This window comes from Nitrosospira sp. Nsp18, assembly GCF_900103145.1.
In the GTDB taxonomy this organism is placed as follows: Bacteria; Pseudomonadota; Gammaproteobacteria; order Burkholderiales; family Nitrosomonadaceae; genus Nitrosospira.
In genome coordinates, this window is sequence record NZ_FMWY01000026.1 from 38,849 (window position 1) to 48,341 (window position 9,493).

Consider the following 9,493-nt stretch of genomic DNA (forward strand, 5'->3'; position numbering starts at 1 on the left):
AAATCTCATGATGGTCGGTCAGCAAGTGGCGCGGCGTCGCACGTTTGCCATAATTTCTCATCCGGATGCCGGTAAGACGACGCTTACCGAGAAGTTGCTGCTGTTTGCGGGCGCCATTCACATCGCAGGCAGCGTTAAGGCGCGGAAGGCGAGTCGCCACGCCACTTCCGACTGGATGGAGATCGAGAAGCAGCGAGGAATTTCGGTAGCCAGTTCAGTGATGCAGATGGAATATGGCGATTGCGTCATCAATCTCCTGGATACGCCCGGCCACCAGGATTTCTCCGAGGACACGTACCGTGTTCTGACCGCCGTTGACGCCGCGCTGATGGTGATTGATGCCGCCAATGGTGTCGAGGCCCAGACACTGCGTCTGCTGGAGGTGTGCCGTGCACGCAAAACGCCCATCCTCACTTTCGTGAATAAAATGGATCGCGAAGTACGTGACCCGCTCGATCTTATCAATGAAATCGAGCAAACGCTGGGCATGGCCGCAGTGCCTTTTACCTGGCCGATGGGTATGGGTCGCAGCTTTAAAGGTGTATTCGACTTGGAGCGCGATAGCATGCGCGTTTTTCAGCCTGGATCGGACAGGCTGGATGATGGAGACGAAATCATCAAAGGGCTGAATAACCCGGTGCTTGAAGAGCGTTTTGCGGATGGCGCCGCTACTATGCAGCAGGAAATCGAACTGATACGCGGCGCTTCACCCGAATTCAGCCATGAAGCCTTTCTCGCTGGCCGGCAGACCCCGGTATTTTTTGGCTCAGCCATCAACAACTTCGGCGTGCGAGAAGTACTTGACGCGCTGGTCAATCTTGCCCCGCCGCCCGGATCGCGTATGGCCTTGCAGCGGCAGGTGCAACCTGGCGAACCGAGATTTTCAGGGGTGGTGTTCAAGATTCAGGCTAATATGAATCCAGCTCACCGGGATCGCATCGCATTTGTGAGGATTTGCTCGGGCCGGTTCGATCGCGGGATGAACTTGAGGATTGTGCGTAACGGTAAGGATATTCGCACCAACGGCGTGGTGTCGTTTCTCTCCCAGCGGCGCGACTTGCTCGATATTGCCTATCCCGGCGATATCATCGGGATCCCCAACCACGGAACACTGCAGCTGGGGGATACACTGACTGAAGGCGAGCGACTGCAATTCACGGGCTTGCCGTTTTTCGCGCCCGAAATCTTCCAGACGGTCGAGCTCGCCGATCCGATGCGCAGCAAACAACTCAAATTGGGACTGGCACAGTTGGGCGAGGAGGGCGCGATTCAGGTGTTTCGTCCTCATTGGGGCGGCACCTTGCTGCTGGGCGCGGTAGGCACCTTGCAATTCGAGGTGGTAGCACACCGACTCAAGCATGAATATGGCGTCGATGCCCGGCTCGCGCCTGCCAAGTATCAGTTGGCCCGCTGGGTCACCGCGGACGACTCCCGCGAGCTTAAGCGGTTCATCGATACCAACGCGCATCGGATAGCCTATGACGTCGTCGATGCCCCTACTTTCCTGGCTTCATATGGAGCGGAACTGAGCGTAGCGGAGGAAAGCTGGAAGCATGTTCAGTTCCATCGAATGCGAGAGCATGCCGGGCTGTTATTCCAGACTCATCTCGACAGGTAAAATAAGGCAACAGTCAGCATAAGCAGCTCCATTTGACGCTGCTGCACCTTACGGCCTGTGCGGAGGCTTCGTTCGGATAAGGTGGAGAAGCTCGCAGCAGCTTGAGACGGGCAGGCGGATGGGGCGGGGAAGAAGTAGGTGATTCAGACATCCAAGTAGTGTAAGGAATTTGTTTTTGGTTCGAAAGAGGCCGCAAGTATGTGATCGTTTGGTGACATTTTCTTAAATGGCCTTGGGGACGTCCTCCATCCTTGTGAGCATGGCACGGCACATGTACCAAGGTCTACTATGCAATAGCTATAAATGTCCCTACAATTCCGCCGCGAGAGGGTAAAGCTAAGCCCCATCAATTCATAGGTCTTATTTCATCCCTGTATTTTGAAGGCCGCTAACAGCTAATAAAAGGTTGCCGTCAATCTAGGATTTGCAGAACAGAAGCAGTACATCCACGGAAGCAGTTTTTAGTGGCGATGGATGAGCTGGCATTCGAGGTCTCCTACGATCAGGACGATAGGATCGAGCAGGTGACTGCGTCAAAGAAATAAATCACGAGCTCAAGCAGGAGTAGCAAAACCCTATAGCTCCACGTTAGCCCAACAAATTATGGAACACTTTGCGCCGCTCATTCAAACTATCCTCTGGGTCAGCCTTATTGGTATCGTGCTTTATCGTTTTCACGACCCCATTTACGGCCTACTCGTCGCGTTACAGAAACGTGTGGAAGCTGGTAGCAGTATTAAGGCGGGGCCATTTGAAATTAACGACCAGCTGAAACCGCAGGATCCGATAATACAGAAAGAAAAGGCTGCGCTTGAAGTTCAGGAAGTGCTACAAGCTGAAGGCCAGGAAGTGCTACAAGCTGAAGGTCAGCTGCCACCGGAAGTAACATTACTTAATGAACGCATGGCTTCAGTAAAAGCTCGCTACTTTCAGGCGGAAGACTTGGTGTTACGAGCTATTCAAGCTGAGTACGGCGCTCCTTTACACAGACAAGTAACTGCCGGTCGAGACACCGGCTTTGATGGCTTGTTTATTGCAGAGGGCCGCACCAACGTGGTAGAAGTTAAGTACATCTCCACAAAAGCGCGGTATCCGCGACTAAAACCAACTATCGAGCGTCTCACTAAGTCTATCCAGAGTTACGGCTGGATGAATGCTCAAATCATCTTGGTTCTTGTTTTTGACCGCGAAGAGGATATTAAGAATGTTAGGGAAATCCTATCTGTCGGGTTTTCACAGAATCCTGTTCCAGTAGTTGTTCGTATTTACTCCCTGGGTGAACTTAAAGTCAAATTTGGCGTAGATGAAAAAAATGGAGACTAGTCCTTTATTAATTCAAGCCATAGCAAAATGACTCGAACCGTTTATCGATACCAGGCTCATGACCTCAATGGGGCAGGTGTAGGATCTAGCGATGAACCTTCCGTTGTCTTGATAAAGATGACAAAGACTTATATCGGCCAACTTATGAATCCGCTCAAAAATGATTATCCAAGATGGACGTAGATAAGGAATACTAGAAACATGTCAAACATTGTAGCAATAGGAATAATTGCAATAATCTTCTTTAGTCTAGTTGGTGGAAAGGACAAAGTTCCAGATACCCCTGAAGGCAGGCTTGTTGCGGAAATTGCAGATTTGGAGAAAAAGTATAGTGCCGCTCAGAGTAGATACAATGAATCAAGCTCAGACTGGAGGTCAGCCGAAATTAAGCAGGAATATGATTCAATAGTACGGCAAGGCGATGCAGGCGCGTCAGAAATGTTAATTTTGGCTCAGAAGCAATTTAACAATCCTATGTACAGCCAAGAACAAAATAGACTGAAAGATTATAATCGAGATTCAATGAAAAGAGCACAGGTTCAAGTTGACGAACTCAAACACCAACTAGACATTAAGCGCGCTCAGCTAGCAGATATTAAGCGCGCTCAGCAACCAGTCAATGGCCCATAACTCATCAGTTCGCGGAGCTGTAAACTAAATCAAATTTCGCACGGACGAAACTTCAACTCACCCTCAAGGGCAGGGCATTTAGCTCCCGCCAAACTTCCTTTGCCGCTCTAAATCCTGCCCCTCCCAACGCACTGCAACCATTCCCCGGTTTAATAGACTATGAGACTCGAAACAAAAATTTGATCTTGGTATAGCGCATAGCCCATCTCGTCCTGCACTGAGCCGTACATTCTATAAGAATGGTAGAACAACCATAAAGTGTCAAGAAGAAGCAGCCCCTTAGCACATTTTGTAGCTTCACTGCCCATAGCCTTTTGAAGGCCATGGGCATGGGCACGCTAATGTTTAGTTGACTTCGGCAAGCAGCCTGCTGATCGCTTGCTGTGCCTGATGTAGATAACCGCCGCCAAACAGGTTGAGATGGTTCAGTATGTGATAGAGGTTATAAAGCGTTTTACGCGTTTCATAGCCGGCGTCAAGCGGATAGGCTTCCCGATAAGCGGCATAAAATGTTTGGGAGAAACCGCCGAAAAGTTCGGTCATGGCGATATCCGTCTCGCGATCCCCATAATATACAGCCGGATCGAATAGCACTGGCTGCGCTGTGTCATCAAAGCTGTAGTTGCCGCTCCATAAGTCGCCATGCAACAGTGAGGCCACCGGTTGCGGTCCTGGAAAAAAGAAATGAAGCTTCTCCAACAGTTGCTCGCCCTGCGCCTGTAGCCTTCCGGTGTAACCATTAACGCTGGCGAGCTGTAATTGATAGCCCAGGCGGTATCTGCGCCAAAATTCAATCCAGTTGGTACAGGATTGATTGATTTGCGGCGTGGCGCCGATCGTGTTATCGCGCGACCACCCGAATTTTCCGGAAGTAAAATGATGCATCGCGGCAAGCCCCGAGCCCAGGGCATCTGTGCTGCCGTGAGAAGCCCTGCCCATCTCCAGATATTCCAGTACCAGCCATGCCCCGGATGTATTTCTTCCCCAGCATATCGGGACGGGAACGCGGAGCGTGCGGGTATTGCTGATTTCCCGAAGACCCGCCGCTTCCGCGTCAAACATCGGCAGGCTTTCGGCATCGTTCAGTTTGACAAAAAATCGCTGGCCGTTGCCTTCGATCCGATACGTTTGATTGATACAGCCGCCGCCAACGGAAGAAATGGTTTCGACAGCGAATGGAATACCGGTGGTGCGACTGATTTGTGCCGAGATTTCAGACCAGGCAGGCATAAGTAGCAGGTGGCCACTTGAAGGGCCACTGTATCAGGATAGACATTTCCTTGCGCGCGCGATGGCGGCGCTTACCTGTGCCGGCGCCGTTCCGCCGATATGGTTGCGGCTGCTGACGGAGCCTTCCAGAGTCAGCACAGCGAAGATGTCATTCGCAATGAGTGGTGAGAATTGTTGCAACTCCGGCAGGGTAAGCGCGCTCAGGTCCCGTCCGCTGTCATCGGCAAAGCGCACTGCCTGCGCGACGGTTTCATGCGCTTCACGAAAAGGCAGCCCTTTTTTTGTCAGGTAATCCGCCAGGTCAGTCGCGGTTGCATAACCGCGCATCGCGGCCTTATACATTGCCTCCCGGTTGACACGAACCCCTGTCAGCATATCGGCATAGATACGCAGCGTGTCAGTGAGCGTGTCTACGGTATCGAATAAAGGTTCCTTGTCTTCCTGATTATCCTTATTGTAAGCAAGCGGCTGGGCCTTCATCAGGGTAAGCAGCGCCACCAGGTGGCCGTTGACGCGCCCCGTCTTGCCGCGTACCAGCTCCGGTACATCGGGGTTCTTCTTTTGCGGCATAATGGACGAACCGGTGCAGAATCGGTCGGCGAGATCAATGAAGCCGAACGATGGGTTCATCCATAGAATCAGTTCCTCGGATAACCGGGACAGATGTGTCATGATCAGTGCCGCAGCGGCACAAAACTCAATGGCAAAGTCCCGATCGGAAACCGCATCCAGCGAATTTTCGCAAACGCCATCGAACCCCAGTTCTTGCGCAACCCTGTCACGGTTGATCGGATAACTGGTTCCTGCCAGCGCAGCCGCGCCTAACGGCAATCTGTTCACACGCTTTCTACAGTCGGATAATCGTTCCACATCGCGCTTCAGCATTTCAAAATATGCCATGAGATGGTGGCCGAAGACCACTGGCTGCGCCACCTGTAAATGAGTGAAACCCGGCATCACCGTATCAGTATGCTTTTCCGCGAGGTCCAGCAGCGCATGCTGCATCGCATGGATGAGGCTGACAATGTCGTCGATTGAAGCGCGCAGATAGAGCCGTATATCAGTAGCCACCTGATCGTTGCGTGATCGCGCCGTATGTAGCCGCTTCCCTGCATCGCCTATGAGGGCAGTCAGGCGTTTCTCGATATTGAGGTGCACATCCTCCAGTTCCAGTAGCCAGACAAATTCGCCACTGCGGATTTCTTCCCGTATCTGGTCCAAGCCAAGTTGGATAGCCGCTAGGTCATCCGCGCCAATAATGTCCGTCGCCGCGAGCATCCGGGCGTGAGCAAGGGATCCCTGGATATCATATTCCGCCAGCCGCCGGTCGAAGCTCACCGAAGCGGTGTAGCGTTGCACCAACTGGGAAACTGGCTCGCTAAATCGGCCCGACCATGTGTTTATTTTTTTTTCAACCGGTGCGCTGATCTTTTTTGAGGCTGCCATTTGTTTCGCTCATCAGGATGGAAGGGCAAAGAAATACACAACCTTGCCAAGCCGTTCTTCTTTATCGTGTTAAAAAACGATGAGTATAAATCAAAAGATGTGTCCGAGGCCCTTCTATAGCCATACGTTATAGCCAAGCAGATGGGAATCTGTGATCTTCGGTATCCGTAAACAGGTCAACAGGAAGTATTTCTTGTGGTGGTAAAAAGAATTATTCAGGCTCAGAACTCAAGCGGATCTATGTCCAATGTCCATCGCACTTTATAGCTGGGAAGTGCGTCGAGTTTTATCCGCCATCCGGCAAGGAATTCCTGCAATTTTTTACGCGACCTGCATTGTACTAAGAGATAGCCGCGTTCCATTCCCTTCAGGCGTGCCATTGGCGCCGGAACCGGGTCGAATACCTCGACCTGCTTTGGCGCCTTGGCTAGTGCTGCCGCGCTAGCGAGAAAATCCAGCGCGGCAGCGATCCTGGGCGCTTCGGCGCGCAATAAAACCTGGTAGACGAATGGCGGGAACCCCGCCGTCCTTCTTTCCTCCAGCAGCGCTTGCGCAAGCAGGTCGTAATTATGCTGCCGTAATGCATGGTACAGCGGATGGTCCGGAAACTCGGTTTGAATCAGTACTTCTCCTGGAATATCGGCACGTCCGGCTCGGCCCGCGACCTGCATTAATTGCGCGAACAGGCGTTCCGAGGCCCGGAAATCCGTACTGAATAGCGAGGCATCGGAATTCAGGGTGACCACTAGCGATAAATTTGGAAAATCATGCCCTTTCGCGAGAATTTGGGTCCCAACCAGGATGTCGACGCGGTGCTCCTGAATGTCTTTCAGCATTCGCCCCCAGGCATCTTTTCGGCTTGTGCTGTCGCGATCTATACGCATGATCCGAGCGTCGGGAAAACGTTGGCCTAACGCGTCCTCCACCCGCTGGGTGCCGTGCCCGAAGGGGGCAATGTCCTGATCCCCACATTCGTGACAGACGCCGGGAAATCGCTCCTGATGACCGCAATGGTGACAACGCAATTTTTTCTCGCGCAGGTGCACGACCAGGCGGCTGGCGCAGCGGTGACAGACCGCCGTCCATCCGCATGATTTGCATAGCAGTACCGGCGCATAGCCGCGCCGGTTTATGAAAACAAGGCTTTGCTGGTTTAACGCCAGGCATTTCTCGAGCGCGGCGATCACGGGCTCGGAAAAGCTTTCTTTGGTTTTTACAGCTCGGGTGTCTATACAGCGGACCATTGGCAGGACGGCGTTCTTTACTGCGCGCGACGGTAGTGCTAGCCTGAGATAGCGGCCAGACATGGCATTGTAATAACTTTCGAGCGACGGAGTGGCGGAGCCAAGTATTACCGGCACACCGGCATACTTGGCACGAAAGATGGCCACGTCGCGCGCGGAATAGCGTAAGCCATCCTGTTGCTTGAATGAGGCGTCCTGTTCCTCATCCACTATCAGCAGCCCAAGCTTTGGCAATGGCGTGAATACTGCTAAGCGAGTGCCCAATATTATTTCTGCATCGCCCTGTTGCGCTTGCAGCCAGGCGGTCGCGCGTTCGGAAGGGCTGAGTCCGCTATGGAGACTCACCAGCTTCACTGCGGGAAAGCGCGCACGGAAGACAGCCTCCAGCTGTGGCGTCAGATTGATTTCAGGAACAAGCACCAGCGTTTGCCTCGCTTGTCGCAACAGCAGCGAAATCAGTCGCAGGTATACCTCTGTTTTCCCGCTGCCGGTAACCCCATGCAGCAGCCATGTATTGAACGTATTTATTTTTGGAGCAATCACATCAATGGCGTTTTGCTGCGCAAGGTTAAGGACGGGCATCGGCGCAGTTTTGGTAACGGAAGCTGAAGCTTCGAAAGGCGTAACGGGTATTTCTTCAACCCACCGCAGCGCTACCAGTTCCTTCAGTGCCTTGGGCGCACGCTGCGAAAATTGCTTTGCCTCACTGGCGCTCATTGCACCCGACTCTCTCAGTTTTGCTAAAAGCCTTCGTTTGACTATACTGCGGGCGGGAATCGCTGAGGCATCAGCCGCGCTCCCCGCTGCGGTGAGGCAATAATGAAATGCAGTTGGAATATTCTGCGTAAAAGGTTTATTGCTGCGCAGGCGGATCGGCAGTCCATTCATGACGACCTCCCCCAGAGGATGATGATAGTACTCGCTACAGAAATGAAATAGATCAAGCAATGCCGGGGGCAGAGAGGGAATATCCCGAAATATATGGGTAATGTACTTAAGTTTAACGGGGTCGACAGAAGAGTGAGTAGTCACTTCCATGATCACCCCCGTCTTCGTGCTTCTTCCGAGGGGAACGCGCACGCGCGTCCCGATATCTTGCGCCGTTATTTCGGTATCCGGCGCAAGATAATCGAACAAAATATTCAGGGGAACATCAAGCGCGACGCGTACGATGGGCATGTCAGGAAGAGTATATTGAAAACGAGTTTATGTTTATTGGCGGTGTAAGAATCGTGGGAATCCAGCATGCCAGCTGATCCGGAGCAACAGCAACTCAAGCATTGAGCAGAGATCCGTCCAGCTCGTCTGATAAAGAAAACCTACGCGCACTCCAAAGCTGTTCAGCTCGTTTCTCGTCCATGGAGTTTTTGTGAGCCCCAAGGAAGTCAAGAAAAGACCAGGAAAAATTGTAACCGTTGCGCGAACACCCAAACAGAGCGTACCGCACTTGGAACAATTCGAGGTGGAGATGATCCCCGGCATGAAAAGCGGTTATTCAAGGGTTATCTACATCCAGCCATTTATTGAAGATGTCGGGTTTTTTTACAGTTATTTGCGTAAAATTTGAGAGTAAGTTACAAGCTCCTGATAATAAAAACATATGAAACCTGGCACGAGATATGCTTGCGGTATTAACAATGCACAGCCGTAGCAGAAGATGAACTGATCCTACCTATGCAATTTTTTCGGTAACAAACTGAATTCAAATTTTACTTTTTTTAAGTTTTAAATAAAGATCAGTATGAGCCGAAGAAGGCGTGAAAAACCAACACAAATTGGCATAGAAATTGCTATGAAAGATGCCCTGTTGTAGCCCCGACAAACTGCTTGACTTAGGGCATCTTCGGGGATAGTCTTTATGAGGTTATGGGTATGTAACGTATTGGTAACACGTATTCAGAAACACGGGTACAGAGAAACACCTGGAAACACCTCTGACAGCACCGAGCAACACCTGCAGTATAAGCAGCACCAGAAGCATTGAGCAACACCCGCAGCATCG

General features: G+C 51.7%; 7 protein-coding genes. 4 read left to right on the plus strand and 3 right to left on the minus strand.

Features of this window, described 5'->3' with window-relative positions:
• The first annotated feature begins 7 nt into the window (after positions 1-7).
• From BLS94_RS11365 to BLS94_RS11375, 3 genes are all read left to right on the plus strand, one after another.
• Positions 8-1,618, plus strand: coding sequence for a peptide chain release factor 3 (locus BLS94_RS11365; protein WP_090961079.1), 1,611 nt, complete (start codon positions 8-10; stop codon positions 1,616-1,618).
• A gap of 603 nt (positions 1,619-2,221) precedes the next feature.
• Entirely contained in the window at positions 2,222-2,941 is a 720-nt protein-coding gene (locus BLS94_RS11370; protein ID WP_090961082.1) for a hypothetical protein, read from the plus strand.
• Positions 2,942-3,142: 201 nt separating this feature from the next.
• Entirely contained in the window at positions 3,143-3,571 is a 429-nt protein-coding gene (locus tag BLS94_RS11375) for a hypothetical protein (RefSeq protein WP_090961085.1), read from the plus strand.
• Between the two features lie 345 nt (positions 3,572-3,916).
• On the opposite strand, the gene BLS94_RS11380 is transcribed toward BLS94_RS11375, so the two are convergent.
• The 3 genes from BLS94_RS11380 to BLS94_RS11390 all read right to left on the minus strand — a co-directional run bounded on the left by BLS94_RS11380 (position 3,917) and on the right by BLS94_RS11390 (position 8,670).
• Complete coding sequence (locus BLS94_RS11380; RefSeq protein ID WP_090961088.1) at positions 3,917-4,801, minus strand: fructosamine kinase family protein; 885 nt, start codon at positions 4,799-4,801, stop codon at positions 3,917-3,919.
• A gap of 33 nt (positions 4,802-4,834) precedes the next feature.
• The gene (argH, locus tag BLS94_RS11385) at positions 4,835-6,247 is read right to left on the minus strand and encodes an argininosuccinate lyase (protein WP_090961091.1); all 1,413 of its coding nucleotides are present in this window, start codon (positions 6,245-6,247) and stop codon (positions 4,835-4,837) included.
• Between the two features lie 221 nt (positions 6,248-6,468).
• Positions 6,469-8,670 (minus strand): primosomal protein N', encoded by a 2,202-nt coding sequence (locus BLS94_RS11390; protein ID WP_090961094.1) that lies wholly within the window; start codon positions 8,668-8,670, stop codon positions 6,469-6,471.
• Between the two features lie 190 nt (positions 8,671-8,860).
• Between BLS94_RS11390 and BLS94_RS11395 the strand changes: the two genes are divergently transcribed.
• The gene (locus tag BLS94_RS11395) at positions 8,861-9,058 is read left to right on the plus strand and encodes a hypothetical protein (RefSeq protein WP_090961097.1); all 198 of its coding nucleotides are present in this window, start codon (positions 8,861-8,863) and stop codon (positions 9,056-9,058) included.
• Positions 9,059-9,493 lie beyond the last annotated feature (435 nt).

What these genes read in the sequence shown, in the direction of transcription:
- BLS94_RS11365 (WP_090961079.1), top strand. Translation starts at nt 8, where the DNA reads ATGATGGTCGGTCAGCAAGTGGCGCGGCGTCGCACGTTTGCCATAATT.
- BLS94_RS11370 (WP_090961082.1), top strand. Translation starts at nt 2,222, where the DNA reads ATGGAACACTTTGCGCCGCTCATTCAAACTATCCTCTGGGTCAGCCTT.
- BLS94_RS11375 (WP_090961085.1), top strand. Translation starts at nt 3,143, where the DNA reads ATGTCAAACATTGTAGCAATAGGAATAATTGCAATAATCTTCTTTAGT.
- BLS94_RS11380 (WP_090961088.1), bottom strand. Translation starts at nt 4,801, where the DNA reads ATGCCTGCCTGGTCTGAAATCTCGGCACAAATCAGTCGCACCACCGGT.
- argH (WP_090961091.1), bottom strand. Translation starts at nt 6,247, where the DNA reads ATGGCAGCCTCAAAAAAGATCAGCGCACCGGTTGAAAAAAAAATAAAC.
- BLS94_RS11390 (WP_090961094.1), bottom strand. Translation starts at nt 8,670, where the DNA reads ATGCCCATCGTACGCGTCGCGCTTGATGTTCCCCTGAATATTTTGTTC.